The sequence below is a fragment of the Mariniflexile sp. HNIBRBA6329 genome, assembly GCF_043558645.1.
Lineage (GTDB): Bacteria > Bacteroidota > Bacteroidia > Flavobacteriales > Flavobacteriaceae > Mariniflexile.
On sequence record NZ_JBIFXS010000003.1, the window covers coordinates 175335 to 190231 of the forward strand.

The 14897-nt window shown below is 33.2% G+C and carries 16 protein-coding genes; 14 read left to right on the forward strand and 2 right to left on the reverse strand.

Annotation, left to right across the window (positions count from 1 at the left end):
• Positions 1-104: 104 nt before the first annotated feature.
• A complete protein-coding gene (locus tag ACGK9U_RS05385) occupies positions 105-494 on the reverse strand; it encodes a group III truncated hemoglobin (protein ID WP_394465344.1) in 390 nt (129 codons plus the stop codon).
• Positions 495-735: 241 nt separating this feature from the next.
• Here ACGK9U_RS05385 and ACGK9U_RS05390 point away from each other — a divergent pair, with 241 nt between their 5' ends.
• From ACGK9U_RS05390 to ACGK9U_RS05445, 12 genes are all read left to right on the forward strand, one after another.
• A complete protein-coding gene (locus tag ACGK9U_RS05390) occupies positions 736-1503 on the forward strand; it encodes a Rossmann-like and DUF2520 domain-containing protein (RefSeq protein ID WP_394465345.1) in 768 nt (255 codons plus the stop codon).
• Positions 1484-1993, forward strand: coding sequence for a KdsC family phosphatase (locus ACGK9U_RS05395; protein WP_394465346.1), 510 nt, complete (start codon positions 1484-1486; stop codon positions 1991-1993). The genes ACGK9U_RS05390 and ACGK9U_RS05395 overlap by 20 nt, the downstream gene beginning before the upstream one ends.
• A gap of 61 nt (positions 1994-2054) precedes the next feature.
• Entirely contained in the window at positions 2055-2966 is a 912-nt protein-coding gene (locus ACGK9U_RS05400) for a geranylgeranylglycerol-phosphate geranylgeranyltransferase (RefSeq protein WP_394465347.1), read from the forward strand.
• Positions 2966-3559, forward strand: coding sequence for a Maf-like protein (locus ACGK9U_RS05405; RefSeq protein WP_394465348.1), 594 nt, complete (start codon positions 2966-2968; stop codon positions 3557-3559). The genes ACGK9U_RS05400 and ACGK9U_RS05405 overlap by 1 nt, the downstream gene beginning before the upstream one ends.
• Before the next feature lie 70 nt (positions 3560-3629).
• The gene (locus ACGK9U_RS05410) at positions 3630-4163 is read left to right on the forward strand and encodes a mechanosensitive ion channel domain-containing protein (protein WP_394465349.1); all 534 of its coding nucleotides are present in this window, start codon (positions 3630-3632) and stop codon (positions 4161-4163) included.
• A gap of 20 nt (positions 4164-4183) precedes the next feature.
• On the forward strand, positions 4184-5251 hold the full coding sequence (corA, locus tag ACGK9U_RS05415) for a magnesium/cobalt transporter CorA (protein ID WP_394465350.1): 1068 nt from the start codon (positions 4184-4186) through the stop codon (positions 5249-5251).
• Positions 5252-5370: 119 nt separating this feature from the next.
• Positions 5371-5832: a hypothetical protein gene (locus ACGK9U_RS05420; RefSeq protein ID WP_394465351.1), complete on the forward strand. Its 462-nt coding sequence runs from the start codon at positions 5371-5373 to the stop codon at positions 5830-5832.
• A gap of 90 nt (positions 5833-5922) precedes the next feature.
• The gene (locus ACGK9U_RS05425; protein ID WP_394465352.1) at positions 5923-8448 is read left to right on the forward strand and encodes a PIG-L family deacetylase; all 2526 of its coding nucleotides are present in this window, start codon (positions 5923-5925) and stop codon (positions 8446-8448) included.
• A 114-nt stretch (positions 8449-8562) separates the two neighbouring features.
• Positions 8563-10275, forward strand: a complete 1713-nt coding sequence (locus ACGK9U_RS05430; RefSeq protein ID WP_394465353.1) for a sodium:solute symporter — start codon at positions 8563-8565, stop codon at positions 10273-10275.
• Positions 10253-11239 carry a Gfo/Idh/MocA family protein gene (locus ACGK9U_RS05435; protein WP_394465354.1) on the forward strand — a complete coding sequence of 329 codons (987 nt, stop codon included), beginning with the start codon at positions 10253-10255 and terminating at the stop codon, positions 11237-11239. The genes ACGK9U_RS05430 and ACGK9U_RS05435 overlap by 23 nt, the downstream gene beginning before the upstream one ends.
• A gap of 104 nt (positions 11240-11343) precedes the next feature.
• Entirely contained in the window at positions 11344-11769 is a 426-nt protein-coding gene (locus ACGK9U_RS05440) for a hypothetical protein (protein WP_394465355.1), read from the forward strand.
• Positions 11759-11959 carry a helix-turn-helix transcriptional regulator gene (locus ACGK9U_RS05445; RefSeq protein WP_394465356.1) on the forward strand — a complete coding sequence of 67 codons (201 nt, stop codon included), beginning with the start codon at positions 11759-11761 and terminating at the stop codon, positions 11957-11959. The genes ACGK9U_RS05440 and ACGK9U_RS05445 overlap by 11 nt, the downstream gene beginning before the upstream one ends.
• 89 nt (positions 11960-12048) lie before the next feature.
• On the opposite strand, the gene ACGK9U_RS05450 is transcribed toward ACGK9U_RS05445, so the two are convergent.
• Positions 12049-12900, reverse strand: coding sequence for a DUF2911 domain-containing protein (locus ACGK9U_RS05450; RefSeq protein WP_394465357.1), 852 nt, complete (start codon positions 12898-12900; stop codon positions 12049-12051).
• 310 nt (positions 12901-13210) lie between these two features.
• Here ACGK9U_RS05450 and ACGK9U_RS05455 point away from each other — a divergent pair, with 310 nt between their 5' ends.
• Entirely contained in the window at positions 13211-14110 is a 900-nt protein-coding gene (locus tag ACGK9U_RS05455; protein ID WP_394465358.1) for an alpha/beta hydrolase, read from the forward strand.
• Positions 14111-14240: 130 nt separating this feature from the next.
• Positions 14241-14897: a TetR family transcriptional regulator C-terminal domain-containing protein gene (locus ACGK9U_RS05460; RefSeq protein WP_394465359.1), complete on the forward strand. Its 657-nt coding sequence runs from the start codon at positions 14241-14243 to the stop codon at positions 14895-14897.

The window sequence follows — 14897 nt, forward strand, 5'->3', positions numbered from 1 at the left end:
GAAAAAGCTTCTAAGGTTTAGAGTTACAAAGTGACAGAGTTTCAAAGGTTCAAAGTTTCCTGTATTCAGCAAACTGTGACTGCGACTGCGACTGTGACTAAAAACTAACGCTCTCTTGCTTCAAAAATTTTTAAATACAGAAAAGTACCCATTTTGCGGGCGCGCTGTTTAGCGTTGTTGGCGTAGTCGCCTTCAAAAAGCTCGTCAATTGTTTGGAACCATAGGTTTAACCACAAGCCAAAATGCATTTCGGTAATGCTGTTATTGTTTTCTTTATCTACATTTACATGCGCTTCTAACGGATTGCCCAAATATTTGGTTTTTAAAAACAAACTGGCTTCCCAAAATGTGGTTAAGTTTTCTAAATGCGCATCCCAATCTTTAATAACATCGTTAAAAAAAGCACCTAAAACAGCATCTTTCCTCACTTTTTTATAAAATGAAGACACTAATAAATACACATCTTCTCGGGTTTTTATGTCTTTTTTAATCATATTACAAAGTAACGTTTTTTTGATTGTTTTACAGCTATTTGCCCTGAGCTATTGTAACTAAAAATTGCTCGATAAGCTATAGCTGCGAACAAGCGCGCAAGGGATAGAAATGGAAAGCCCACAGCAACCCCGATACTTCGGGGAGTGAGGACTTGGAATGGATAGCCCGACCCAAAGGGATGCGCCCTAAAAATTTATCATTATGCATTCGTAATTCATAATACATTAGTACTTTTGCCGTATGATTTCAGTAGTGATTCTTGGCGCTGGCAATGTAGCGACCCATTTATTTAAAACTTTCAATAAAGTAGAACAAATATCTGTTATTCAATGGTATAACAGAAGCATTAACACCTTGAAAGCCTATAAAAAAGAGGTAGATATTATTGATGATTTATCTTTACTTAAAGAAGCCGATTTATACATTCTAGCCGTAAGCGACGACGCTATTAAACCGCTTTCTTCCCAACTTCCATTTGAAAACAGATTGGTTGTACACACCTCAGGCGCTGTGGGTATTTATGATATTGATAAAAAGCACAAACGTGGCGTGTTTTACCCCTTGCAAACGTTCAGCAAAACTGCAGGTGTTGATTTTGCTAATGTACCTATTTGCATTGAAGCTTTGGAAAGTGTTGATTACCACCTGCTAAAAAAATTGGCAATTTCAATAGGAAGCCCCACTAAAAAAGTAAATACGGACCAACGCAAAGTACTGCATGTAGCTGCTGTTTTTGTGAACAATTTCACTAATCAACTTTATAGAGTGGCGCATGAAATTACCGAAAGTGAAGGTGCGGAATTCGACTTACTTAAACCGCTTATTTTAGAAACGGCTAAAAAAGTGCAAGATATGTCGCCTTACATGGCACAAACGGGTCCTGCAAAGCGCAATGATAAAAAAACTTTGAGAAGGCATTTAAAACTTTTAAAAGACCAACACCATACAGACATTTACAACCTATTAACAACCTCTATACAACGCACACATGGAAGAAAAAAGCTATAAAGAATATTTAAACCACATAACCACGTTTATTTTTGACGTAGATGGTGTCCTAACTGATGGCACTGTTTTAGTAACTACATCTGGTGAATTATTAAGAACCATGGGCATAAAAGATGGTTTTGCCATAAAATTTGCCGTAAATGCAGGTTATAATGTAGCTATTATCTCAGCAGGAACTAACGAAGGTGTAAAATTACGTTTAGAAGGTTTGGGTGTGAAAGACGTGTTTCTTGGAGCCCATGATAAAATTAAACAGTTTGAATCCTATATAAAAACCAACAACATTAAACCAGAAAACATCCTTTATATGGGTGATGATGTTGCCGATTACCCAGTTATGAAAGCAGTTGGTTTACCTACCTGCCCCCAAGATGCCATACCCGAAATTAAAGGCATATCCAAATACATTTCTCATAAAAAAGGTGGTGAAGGTGCTGCCAGAGATGTTATTGAACAGGTATTGAAAGTACAAGGAAAATGGGCGTTATAAAAAGCTTTAGGCTTTAAGCAATATGCCTTAGGCATACTTTAAACTTTTAAACTTTTTACTTTTGAACTACTTAAACCTGATTCGCTGGAAAAATTTATTAATGATTGTTTTAATACAATTACTAATTAAATACGCACTTTTAGAACCTTTTGGTGTACAAACCAGTTTAACGCCTTTAGGAATTACACTGCTTATTATTGCTACCGTTTGTATTGCTGCTGCTGGAAACATCATCAATGATATCTATGATGTTGAAACCGACTTTATAAACAAACCCGATAAACTTATTATTGGAACATCCATTTCAGAAAAAACCGCTTATAATTTATTTATACTCTTCAACGTTGTTGGTGTTGGAGTTGGATTTTATTTATCTCATTTAGTAGGACGAAGTGCCTTTTTCTCTTTATTCGTAATTGTTTCGGTACTCCTTTACGTTTACGCCAGCTATCTAAAACAAACGCTATTAATTGGCAATATTATTGTTTCAATGTTGGTTGGACTAACCCTTATTATTGTTGGCGTGTTTGAACTACTTCCTCCAATTACCAGTATCAATCAACCCACACAACTCACTTTTTTCAAAATCATTTTTGATTATGCCGTTTTTGCATTTGCAATTAACCTACTTCGGGAAATAGCTAAAGACATTGAAGATATTAATGGAGATTATCAAGCTGGCATGAATACTTTACCCATTGCAATTGGCACAGAGCGCGCTTCTAAAGTATTGTTTACGCTTTCAATTATTTTCCTGTTGGCGATTGTTTATTACGTCATCAATTCACTTTATAAAAATCAAATAGCGGTACTTTATTTTCTAGTTTCAATCATTGGACCACTACTCTACGCATGCATTAAAATTTTCAGTGCCACAACAAAAAAAGACTTTCACCATATAAGTAATGTGTTTAAATTAGTGATGCTTTTTGGAATGCTTTCACTACTTTTATACAAGTATATTTTATTATAATGCTGAACGAAAAATTAAAAAACCACAACATAATTTTAGCTTCTGCCTCTCCTAGAAGACAAGAGTTTTTTAAAACTTTGGGGTTGAATTTTGAAATTCGTTTAAAACCTATTGCCGAAGATTACCCACCAAGATTAAGACACTTTGAAATAAGCGATTATTTGGCACAACTAAAAGCATTGCCATTTAAGGGTGAACTGAAAGAAAACGACATACTAATTACAAGCGATACCATTGTTTGGCACAACAACAAAGCCTTAGGAAAACCTAGAAATGAAACCGATGCCTTTCAAATTATAAAATCGCTAAGCAATACCACGCACGAGGTGATAACTTCGGTTTGCTTTACAACCAAAACCTTAGAAAAAACCTTGAATGCCATCACAAAAGTTACTTTTAAAAATTTAACAGACGAAGAAATATCACATTATATTTCAACATGCAAACCGTTCGATAAAGCTGGCGCTTATGGTATTCAAGAATGGATAGGGCAAATTGGCGTTACCAAAATTGAAGGCTCATATTTTAATGTTATGGGCTTACCAACACACATTGTTTACAAAACATTAAACGATATAGTTAATGATTTGTGAAAACTCTAAATGGACTACTATATATTAGCTTTCTAACGTATATTTGTTATTCATTCAAATCAAATTATAAATGTTTTTTGAGACTTACAAAAGCGAATTAATAGCAACTGGAATTCTACTTCTTTTTTTACTTATTGTTAGGTTTATATCAACGACACTTATTACAAAAATTTCACGAAGAAACGGCATCAATTTAGCACGTATTCACCTAATTAACAGATACGTATCGGTTACACTCGTTTTAATAGGCATTCTTATTATTCCTTTTATTTTTGGAACACAACCCCGCGAATTGGCTCTTGTTTTCTCATCTGTTTTTGCGGTCATCGGTATTGGTTTGTTCGCTATTTGGTCTATTTTGAGCAACATCACTTCGGGCATTATCATGTTCATTTCGTTTCCTTATAAAGTAGGAGATAAAATCCAAATTCATGATAAAGATTTTCCTTTAGAAGGCATTATAGAAGACATTAGAGCGTTTCAATTGCACTTGCGTTTAGAAAATGGTGATCTGGTAACCTACCCAAACAATTTAATGCTACAAAGAGCCGTAACTCTTATTGAAAAAGATGCTATTGATGATGATGCCATAGACGGTATTTAAATATTCCTTATATTTATTAAATGGCTAAAAACAGAATTAAAAAGCATCATAAAAAACTGGGGAAAGCTCCAGGTAGTATGATTTATACGGGTAATAAATCTACTAAAAACCTGTTTGTTGAAGTTTTCGATTATAATACTGAAAAATGTATTGAAAAAGAACTTTCAACCATTGAAGAAGCTTTCGATTTTAAACATACAGATTCTATAACTTGGATAAATATTAACGGTTTAAACCATGTAGAAGAAATTGAAAAGCTTGGTATTCATTACGATTTACACCCCTTAGTATTAGAAGATTTAGTAAGCATTTCACAACGTCCCAAAATAGATGAATATGACGATTATTTATTTGTGGTGGTTAAAATGCTTTATTTAGATAAAAACGAAACCATTGTTTCAGAACAAATCAGTTTTGTTTTGGGGAAAGGTTATGTACTATCGTTTCAAGAATCTGAAGGCGATGTTTTTGATGCTGTAAGAGAACGCATTCGCCAAGGAAAAGGTAGGGCTCGCAGCATGCAAGCCGATTATTTACTTTACATTTTAATGGATGCTATTGTAGACCATTATTTTACCATTATTGAAGATTTAGGAGACAAAATTGAAGATTATGAAGACAGTATTTTTTCTGGGCAAGTAAACAAAACCATAAACAAAGACATTCAAGATTTAAAACGGGAAATACTTAGGGTGCGACGCGCTATTTTTCCGCTTCGCGAAGTTATAAACCGTATTGAAAAACACGAAAGCACACTCATTCTAAAAAAAACAAAGACCTTTTATCGTGATATTTACGACCACATAATCCAAGTATCTGAAAACATCGATATTTACCGCGAAATGATTTGGAGTTTAATGGATATGTACATGACAACCATTAGCAATAAAATGAACGAGGTTATGAAAGTGCTTACCATAATGGCATCCATTTTTATTCCATTGACCTTTATTGCTGGTATTTATGGTATGAATTTCGATTACATCCCCGAGTTGCACTACAAATACTCCTACTTCATTTTATGGGGCATCATGATTGTGATGTTTTTAGGCATGCTTTATTACTTTAAGCGAAAAAAGTGGCTCTAAACCAATCGTTTATGTCAATTTGACATTTTCAGGAATCTTGAAATAACATGAGTGTTTTTGGTATATTTTTTGAAATTATTCAATAAAATAAATTGTTTAATTTTAAAATATATTTAAAAATGAAAACACTTAAATTTATTCCAATTTTCTTTTTTCTATTTTACAACTGCAACGCACAAACCAAACAAAACAGCGAAGAAAAAGCCTTAAAACCAGACGAGAACATTCAAGTAAACAAAGAATATGATGAGTTTGGTAATTTAACAAAATATGACTCTATTTATTCTTACAGTTACTCTTCCAATGGCAAGTTAAGCGATAGTATCAAACTAAAATTTAAAAATCACTTCAGCAACCATTCTTTTTTTAATGATTCATTTTTTGATGATTTCTTTAAACAAGATTCCATTACGGGGCATTTCAACCCTCATAACTTTTTTTATGATGGTTTTATAAATCAAGATGAACATATAAAAAGCATGATGAAGCGTATGGACTCCATCCAACAACAGTTTTTCAATCACAACTTCCAAAGCATCATTCCTGCCGAACCCCAAAAAAAAGAATTTAAAAAGATTTAAAGAGGTATTTCCAAACCGTTAAATAAAGATTAAAACCAGCAAAAATGCTGGTTTCTTTTATATATTTGGCTTTTAGCTAACTATAAAAACATGCAGAAAATTCTACTTTATTTTATACTATCCTTTCTTTCATTTTCAATTTCACAAGCCCAAAAACCAGTAACCCCGTCTTCTTCAGAGGTTTTTGAATCCATTCAAAAACTAAACTTTTTAGGTTCGGTACTCTACATTGCCGCACACCCCGATGACGAAAATACCCGGTTGATTTCGTACATGTCCAACCATGTAAAAGCAAGAACCGCTTATTTGTCGTTAACACGAGGCGATGGCGGACAAAACCTTATTGGTCCGGAAATACGTGAGCTTTTAGGCGTTATAAGAACACAAGAATTACTGGCCGCGAGAGGTGTTGATGGTGGTGAACAACTGTTTACACGCGCCAACGATTTTGGCTATTCAAAAGATCCCGAAGAAACCCTAGCTATTTGGAACAAAGAAGCGGTTTTAAGCGATGTGGTATTGGCCATCCGCAAGTTTAAACCAGATATTGTTATCAATCGTTTTGACCACAGAACACCTGGTACAACGCACGGGCACCATACAAGTTCTGCCATGTTAAGTTTTGAAGCTTTTGATTTGGCGAATGATAAATCGGCTTTCCCCGATTTGCTAAAACAAGCCAGTGTTTGGCAACCTAAACGTTTGTTTTTCAATACAAATTCGTGGTTTTACAGAAGTCAAGAAGATTTCGATAAAGCCAACAAAAACAATAAATTAAGTTTTGATATTGGCGTTTACTACCCGTTAAAAGGCATGTCCAATAACGAATTGGCATCCTTGGCAAGTAGCCAACATTTATGCCAAGGTTTTGGGCGTTTATCGCAACGCGGTACACAAAAAGAATATCTGGAATTTTTAAAAGGTGATGCTTTAACCAATAACGACAATATATTTGAAGGCATTGACACATCTTGGAATCGTGTAAAAGGTGGAAAAGCCATTGGTGATATTCTATATGCTGTTGAAAATAATTTCAATTTTAAAAATCCATCTACCCATATACCTCAATTGATGGAGGCTTATAAATTACTTCAAAATATTGAAGACGAACATTGGAAAACCCAAAAAACAAAAGAATTAAAATCGATTATTGAGATGTGTGCTGGATTGTATTTAGAAGCTTCAGCCGAAGCCCAAACTAGTACTCCAAATCAAAGCATAAAAGTTAATATTGAAGCTTTAAATAGAAGTACTCAAAGTGTTATTATAGAGACTATTAAACAAGGTGATGAACAAACAATTTCAAAAAATTTAGAATTAAAAAATAATGATTCTGAAAAGTTTGAAACTACCTATTTTATTTCAAATAATGAAGCTTACACCTCACCCTATTGGTTAAACAAAAAAGGCACTTTAGGGATGTATAAAGTTGAAAACAGAGAACTGATAGGCTTACCAGAAACCCCTAAAAATGTGGTTATAGATTTCAACTTAAAAATCAATAATGTGCCCATCACCATCAGTAAACCTGTAGTATATCGTTATTCAAAACCTGATAAAGGGGAACTGTACCGTCCGTTTGAAATCATTCCAGAAGCTTCAGCTAAAATTTCAGAAAAAGTTATCATTTTCAGCAATGATAAACAACGAGACATTAATGTAATAGTAAGAGCAGGTCGGGATAATTTAGAAGGTTTTGTTGAAATTAACCATCCTAAAGATTGGAACGTTTCCCCCGAAAAGCAAAAAGTCAATATTGTTCATAAAGGAGAAGAGCAAATGGTCACTTTCACCATAATACCTCCTAAAAATCAAAGTGAAGGTTACATCAACCCTGTAGTTCATGTGGATGATAAAGCATATACCAAAGAACTTATAGAAATCAATTATGAACACATCCCTTTTCAAACGGTTTTGCTTCCTAGCGAAAGTAAAATTGTGCGTTTAGACATTAAGAAGAAAGGAGAAAACATTGCCTATATTGCTGGTGCTGGCGATGTAGTTCCTGAAAGTTTACAACAAATTGGTTACAATGTTTTAACCTTAAATCCGGATGCTATTAATGCTGAAACTTTAAGTAGGTTTGATGCCGTTGTTGTTGGTATTAGAGCTTACAATGTGGTTGAAAACCTGGAATTTAAACAACAAATTTTGTTCGATTTTGTTGCCAATGGCGGCAATATGGTTGTGCAATACAATACCAGTAGAGGTTTAAATATTAATAACATGGCGCCTTATCCTTTGAAGTTATCAAGCGATAGGGTTACCGATGAAAATGCTGAAGTCCGTTTTTTAAACCCTACGCATCCTATTTTAAATTACCCGAACAAAATCACCCTAAAAGATTTTGAAGGATGGACCCAAGAACGCGGTTTGTATTTTCCAAATTCGTGGGACGCTAAGTACACCCCTATTCTATCTATGAACGATAAAAACGAATCACCAAAAGATGGCAGCTTGTTGGTTGCCAAACATGGTAAAGGTTACTATATCTATACGGGGTTGAGCTTTTTTAGGGAATTTCCGGAAGGTGTATCGGGCGCATATAGATTGTTTGCCAACATGCTTTCTATTGGAAAAGAAGATTTAAAACCAGCATCTAAACTAAACAATTAGCCATGAGTAACGAAAAAGAAACCAAACAACCTTGGCTAAAACTGTATTCTATCGTTTTAATAGCCAACGCTGTCTATTTCATCCTGTTTTACTTAATCATGCAAGCCTTTTAATATGCAAACACTAAGCTTGATAGATTGGGTTGTTTTAAGTGCTACTTTGCTTGCTATTGTGGTATACGGTACATGGCAAACTCGGGGCAGTAAAAATGTTCAAGATTATTTAAAAGGGGGCAATACCTCAAAATGGTGGACCATTGGTTTATCGGTTATGGCTACCCAAGCCAGTGCTATTACCTTTCTTTCTACACCAGGGCAGGCATTTAACGATGGCATGGGTTTCGTACAATTTTATTTTGGATTACCTATTGCCATGGTAGTTATTTGTATGGTATTTATTCCGTTGTACCATAGGTTAAATGTTTACACCGCTTACGAATTTTTAGAAAATCGCTTCGATTTAAAAACCAGAACTTTAACCGCCATATTGTTTTTAATACAACGTGGTTTAGCCGCCGGCATTACCATTTTTGCTCCTGCTATTATTCTGTCGGTTGTATTGGGCTGGGATTTATTGACCCTCAATATCATCATAGGCTTTTTAGTAATTATCTATACCGTTTCGGGTGGTACACGTGCTGTAAACGTGACGCAAAAACATCAAATGGTGGTTATTTTTATTGGCATGTTGGTAGCGTTCTTTTTAATTGTTGATAAACTTCCGGAAGATATCACCTTTAGCAAAGCGCTTTCTATTGCAGGTGCCAATGGGAAGATGGAAATATTGGATTTTTCGTTCGATTTAAACAATCGCTATACTTTTTGGAGCGGCATTATTGGTGGTACGTTTTTAATGCTCTCATATTTTGGGACCGATCAAAGCCAAGTGCAACGGTATCTTTCAGGAAAATCAGTTAAAGAAATGCAATTGGGATTGATTTTTAATGGTATACTGAAAGTACCTATGCAATTTTTCATCCTTTTGGTTGGGGTTATGGTTTTTGTGTTTTACCAATTTAATGAAGCTCCCATCAACTTTAATCCAACAGCGACTGAACTGATTTTAAATTCGAAATACGCCGAGGAATTCAAAAGTCTTCAACAGGAGCAACAATCACATTTTGAAGAGAAACAAGTACTCATAAAATCGTTATTGCATTCTGAAAATGAAGCTACTTCAAAAGCTATTTCAAAAGCCAATAAAGCTAGTGATTCCATCAGAAATAAAGCAAGAAACTTAATTGATAAAGTATCCCAAAACCAAAGTATTAAAGTTGAAAGTAATGATAAAGATTACGTTTTTATTCACTTCATTTTAAATAATTTACCACGCGGACTTATTGGTTTATTGTTGGCTGTTATTTTAAGTGCCGCCATGTCCAGTACATCCAGTGAACTGAACGCTTTAGGCTCTACAACCACCATAGATTTATACAAACGAAACACCTCTGAAAAGACCGAAGAACACATGGTTAAAGCATCCAAATGGTTTACGTTTGCATGGGGAATCATTGCCATTGGGGTGGCTTGCATTGCTAATCTTGCCGAAAATTTAATTCAGCTTGTAAACATTATTGGGTCTATTTTCTACGGAAATGTGTTAGGTATCTTTTTACTGGCATTTTTCTTTAAATTTGTAAAAGGTCAAGCGGTTTTTATAGCTGCATTAATTACCCAAGTTATTGTAATTGCACTGTATTTTCTAGATGTATACCATCATATCAATTTGCCTTTTTTATGGCTAAACTTTGTAGGCTGTGCTATTGTTATTGCTATAGCATGTAGCCTTCAACTAATTATTAAAAATGACGACACCATCCGAACTTAAAAAAATAAAATGGGGTATTATAGGTTTAGGAAGAATTGCTAATAGTTTTGCAACCGACCTACTAACAATTCCTGATGCCGAATTATATGCCGTTGCATCAAGAGATCAAGAAAAAGCAGATTATTTTGCTGATAAATATGATGCTAAAAAAGCATATAATAGCTATGAAGCATTGGCAAACGACCCTGAAATTGATGCTGTTTACATTGCAACACCACATGCTTTGCATAAAGAAAATGCACTTATGTGTTTAGAAAAGGGCATTGCTGTTTTAGGTGAAAAACCGTTTGCTATGAATGCTGCTGAAGTAGACCAAATGATAGCTAAAGCCAAAGAAAAGAACGTACTTTTAATGGAAGCACTTTGGACGTATTTTTTACCACATTATCAATACGTTTTGAAATTATTAGAGAGTAAAACGTACGGCAGCATTTTAAAAATTGAAAGTGATTTTGGCTTTCAACGAGAATACAACACAAAAACCAGATTGTTTAATAAAGCAATGGGCGGTGGTAGCTTATTGGATATTGGCATCTACCCTATTTTTGCAACACTTTCTACACTTGGTTTACCTAAAAACATGGAAGCATCGGCTACTTTCTTTGAAAATGGCACCGACTCTTCATGCAGTATGGTTTTTAATTATGACAACGGTGCAAAAGCCTATTTAAAAAGTTCGCTTTTAGAAGTATTACCGACACAAGCCATTTTTTATTGTGAAAAAGGAACTATTAAGATTAACACCCAATTTCATGCGCCAACAACGGTTACCATCATAGCAAATGGAAAAGAAGAAACAAAAAATTTTGGATATAATACTGTTGGGTATAACTACGAAACCATTCACTTCAACCAACTCATTCGGGATGGTAAAACTGAAAGCGATATTATGACTTTTGATTTTAGCAAAAACCTGATTAAAACATTGGACAGCGTTAGGGAAATTATTAATCTTGAATATTAAAAGTCAAGTTAGAATTACTTTTTGTTAAATATATTTGTCTAAATGTAAAGTTTGCTTTACTTTTGATCTATCAATCATATAAATCAATCTAAAAACGAGCAAATATGAAAACAAATTATTTATTACCAAACAAATATAAAAAAATTGGTTGGGTACTATTTTTAACAGGAATCATTCTGGGAGTGTCTCTTCAAATTTTTGATTCAACTGAAGATATCTTTAATTTGGATTTAATTAATAATTTTGGATTTGAATTCTTAGATGAAATTATTTCAATTTTAATAATTATTGGAGGTTTATTAGTGGGTTTTTCAAAGGAAAAGATTGAGGATGAATTTATTCATAAGTTAAGACACGAATCGTTAGTTTGGGCAATTATACTAAATTATATCATTCTTTTCCTAACAGTTATATTTATCTATGAAGGTGATTTTTTCACTGTTTTGGTTTATAATATGTTTACACCATTAATTTTCTTTATTGTTCGCTTTAATTTTTTAAAACTAAAATCTAATAGCGATGAAGAATAGCATAAAGGTTCAACGGGCCATTCACGATATGACACAATCAGATTTAGCCAATAAAATTGGGGTTAGTAGGCAAACTATAAATGCTATGGAAAAAAACAAATATGTACCCTCAACCGTACTTTCACTAAAAATAGCACGCCTTTTTAAAATTTCAGTAGAAGAAATATTCACCTTAGAAGATGAAGATTAAAAACAAAAATGCGCAACTTTATCAGTTGCGCTTTTATATATTCTATTGACTTAATTTCTAACAATCTAGAAATCTAAACTTTGTAAAAATTACATACTTCCCCACTCTTTAAGCGAGTCTTTATTCATCTTAACATAATCTGCATTTCCAGCATTCTCTGCAGCGGCCAATGATTTTTTTGCAGCAGCAATAGCACCTTTTTTATCTCCAAACTTTGCATAAATTAACGACTGTTGTCTTAATTGCCAAAACGCTACCTTATCGCCTGCCATGGTTATCGCTTTATCAATCCAAGTTTTAGCTTGCTTAATGTCTTTTCCTTCTTGCAAATAATAAACAGCCGCCGCGTAATAATCGTTTCCGGTTGGTGTTCCATTCATAACATCATTTATGTTGGCAAGCACCATATCATCCGTTGGAACTTCTATTTTAACACCTACATAAACACTTTCCCAAAGCATTCCTAAAACTGCCGAACTACTTGTTAAATCATCAAAAGTCATAGTGAAAGTTTCTATTTTAACAGGCATTGGGTACACCTCAGCATTTACCATAGCCATCACTTTAGAATCATCCCATTCTTTAGGCAATCCAGAATTAGAGGCATCACTGTAAAACACAACGTTCCAAGAGGTTTCGTTTGGTGTTGCAAAAATAGCATAGCTACCGGCTTTTAATTTATTATCACCAATGGTTACATCGGTACTAAACGTAATTTTTGTATTAGCATTGGCTCCTAAACGCCAAAGTCTTCCGTAAGGCACTAAATCGCCAAAAATAACGCGATCTCTCATGGATGGTCTGGAGTATTCAAGTACCACATCGGTTAAACCAACTTTTTGTTCTACTTTACTAAACGGACTAGGTTGTGGGGTTTTTATTTGAGCATCAACAGAATAGACTGCTGTTATTGCCATCAAAATCAGTAATAATTTTTTCATAATCGAAATTTTTAAGTTTTTATAAATTTAATGAATAGTACCTTTTAAAATGTTAACAAAACCTTAAATTACATGGCTTTAGGCTTGTTATTCTCTGTTTAAACAAATTGTTATTAATTTTAAATGATCAATCTAGCAACGCTAAGATAGTTTACATTTCCTTTAACTAAGACCTTCATTTTCAATCTAAATAAATACTGATTACAAATATTTTCGCTTGTTTGAAATTTAATTTTTATTAGTATTACATATCTGTTAATTTAACACCTACTTTTGTAAAAACTTTTTTTTAATTACTCCATAAAATAGAATGAATCAAAAGATAATAACCATTTTTATATTATTTTCTTCTTTTATTTCAATATCACAAACACGATATGTAGATCGGGTTTTTGATAGTATTTCATCTAAAACATATACATATTCCATACGGGATAAGGATACTTTAAAATTAGATGTTTACCAACCAAAAAATGATTCCATACTTGGTAGACCACTTTTTGTAATTATACATGGTGGCGGTTTTATGAAAGGTGAACGCAATGAAAGTTCCTTAATATATTTGGCCGAAAATGTTGCTAAAAAAGGTTTTGTTGTTGCTTCAATTGACTACAGATTGGTTAAAAATAAATTTATTAATTGCAGTTATCCTGCTAACGATAAAATAAAAGTATTCTCAAACGGAGCTGAAGATTTACTGAATGCGCTACAATATCTTGTAAAATATAAGAATGCATTTTTAATAGATGATAGCAAAATAATATTATTTGGAGTAAGCGCAGGTGGTGAAACTGCATTAAATATAATTTATAACAGAGATTTTATTATAAAAAACAAGGATGTTTATAAAGATATTAAGCCCGCAGCAGTTATTTCTCTATCTGGTGCGATATTTAAACCTGATTTAATAACCAAAGAAAATTCAATTCCAACGGTATTGTATCATGGTGTAAATGATAAAGTGGTACCTTACGATACCAGTTCTCATCAATCTTGCTTGCCAACTTCACCAGGCTTTCTGTTTTTAAGCGGTTCTAAAATTATTTCAGAAAAATTAGAGCTTAACAAAACTAGTTTTCTGTTATATAGTTACTTGAATAAAGGACATGATATTTTTAATTTACCCAATGACGATTTTTATCAAGCTTTTGTATTCGTAAATAGAACAGTTTTCAATAATAAATTTTACCAAGCTAAAATTACGCAATAGCCATATTAATCCACATTCTGTCTTTTTATTACAACATTTGATAATGAAACTCACATAATAAGTTAAATTTTGTTTAATCTTGTTTAATAAAGATTAAACGTTTTGTATATTTGCTATATAACTCATTATTATGGCAAAAAAGAAAATTATTACAAGCAACGACATTATTTCATTTTACATGGATTATGTCTTAGAGCACAATGAAAATCCAAAATCAGTTTATGCTTTTGCTAAAGCAAATAATTTTGAAGAAGCTAAATTTTACGAACATTTTGGCTCCTTTGAAGCCGTAGAGAAATTCATTTTTAAAGCATTTTTTGATAATACTATTTCTGCATTAAACAATAATGAAGAGTACCTATCATTTGATGCTAGAAACAAGCTATTAAGTTTCTACTTTACATTCTTTGAAAATTTAACAGCCAACAGAAGTTATGTTGTTTACGCTTTACACAAGTATAAAAACAGCATGAAAGGGTTATCTAAACTATCTAAACTTAGAAAAAGTTTCACAAATTACATTCAAAGTTTTGGTATTGAAACCATTGATGTAAAACAAGAGCAGCTAGAAAAAATTCAAAATAAAGCAATACAAGAATCTGGATGGATACAGTTCCTTTTAACCCTAAAGTTTTGGTTGGAAGACACCTCTGCATCTTTTGAAAAAACTGATATTTTTATTGAAAAATCAGTTAACACGAGCTTCGATGTATTAAACATTGCACCACTAAAAAGTGTTATTGACTTTGGAAAATTCATTTTCAAAGAAAAAATGCACATGAACTAA

Bases quoted from the DNA above. Each gene is read 5' to 3' on its own strand.
- ACGK9U_RS05395 (WP_394465346.1), top strand. From the start codon at position 1,484: ATGGAAGAAAAAAGCTATAAAGAATATTTAAACCACATAACCACGTTT.
- ACGK9U_RS05455 (WP_394465358.1), top strand. From the start codon at position 13,211: ATGAATCAAAAGATAATAACCATTTTTATATTATTTTCTTCTTTTATT.
- ACGK9U_RS05390 (WP_394465345.1), top strand. From the start codon at position 736: ATGATTTCAGTAGTGATTCTTGGCGCTGGCAATGTAGCGACCCATTTA.
- ACGK9U_RS05430 (WP_394465353.1), top strand. From the start codon at position 8,563: ATGCAAACACTAAGCTTGATAGATTGGGTTGTTTTAAGTGCTACTTTG.
- ACGK9U_RS05405 (WP_394465348.1), top strand. From the start codon at position 2,966: ATGCTGAACGAAAAATTAAAAAACCACAACATAATTTTAGCTTCTGCC.
- ACGK9U_RS05460 (WP_394465359.1), top strand. From the start codon at position 14,241: ATGGCAAAAAAGAAAATTATTACAAGCAACGACATTATTTCATTTTAC.
- ACGK9U_RS05425 (WP_394465352.1), top strand. From the start codon at position 5,923: ATGCAGAAAATTCTACTTTATTTTATACTATCCTTTCTTTCATTTTCA.
- ACGK9U_RS05420 (WP_394465351.1), top strand. From the start codon at position 5,371: ATGAAAACACTTAAATTTATTCCAATTTTCTTTTTTCTATTTTACAAC.
- ACGK9U_RS05445 (WP_394465356.1), top strand. From the start codon at position 11,759: ATGAAGAATAGCATAAAGGTTCAACGGGCCATTCACGATATGACACAA.
- ACGK9U_RS05450 (WP_394465357.1), bottom strand. From the start codon at position 12,900: ATGAAAAAATTATTACTGATTTTGATGGCAATAACAGCAGTCTATTCT.
- ACGK9U_RS05385 (WP_394465344.1), bottom strand. From the start codon at position 494: ATGATTAAAAAAGACATAAAAACCCGAGAAGATGTGTATTTATTAGTG.
- ACGK9U_RS05410 (WP_394465349.1), top strand. From the start codon at position 3,630: ATGTTTTTTGAGACTTACAAAAGCGAATTAATAGCAACTGGAATTCTA.
- corA (WP_394465350.1), top strand. From the start codon at position 4,184: ATGGCTAAAAACAGAATTAAAAAGCATCATAAAAAACTGGGGAAAGCT.
- ACGK9U_RS05435 (WP_394465354.1), top strand. From the start codon at position 10,253: ATGACGACACCATCCGAACTTAAAAAAATAAAATGGGGTATTATAGGT.
- ACGK9U_RS05440 (WP_394465355.1), top strand. From the start codon at position 11,344: ATGAAAACAAATTATTTATTACCAAACAAATATAAAAAAATTGGTTGG.